Annotated in this window: 1 pseudogene; it reads left to right on the plus strand. The window is 58.9% G+C overall.

Features of this window, described 5'->3' with window-relative positions:
- Positions 1-331 (plus strand): annotated as a pseudogene (locus tag RTW80_RS28175) (AraC family transcriptional regulator); the annotation flags it as partial.

The following is a 331-nucleotide window of genomic DNA, read 5'->3' on the forward strand; positions in this document are numbered from 1 at the left end:
GATTTGCCCCCGTCAGCGCGGGCGTAAGCGAGGATACCCTGTTCAGTTCAGCCATCCTGATGCAGGCCGATTTTCTTGCCTGTTCGGCCGATGCTAATGAACTTCTCGATCCCGCGCAGCTGGAGGCAACCCCTCTCTCCTCAACGGAAAATTATCCGATACTGAAGGTCCGCCAGATCCTCGCCGCCCTTCGCCTGCGAAAAAGTTCGCTTCCCGTCTGGCTTCTCTCCTGGAATACCCTCACCGGCAACACGCGGGCGACAAACGGCTGGTTTTTTCGTGGGGCGCTGCTGATGCAGAACCTGCTCGGGCTTTCGGAGCAGGTCTGGCT

Origin of the sequence: Escherichia sp. AM3 (genome assembly GCF_032029835.1) — a bacterium.
GTDB classification, from domain to species: Bacteria; Pseudomonadota; Gammaproteobacteria; order Enterobacterales; family Enterobacteriaceae; genus Escherichia; species Escherichia coli.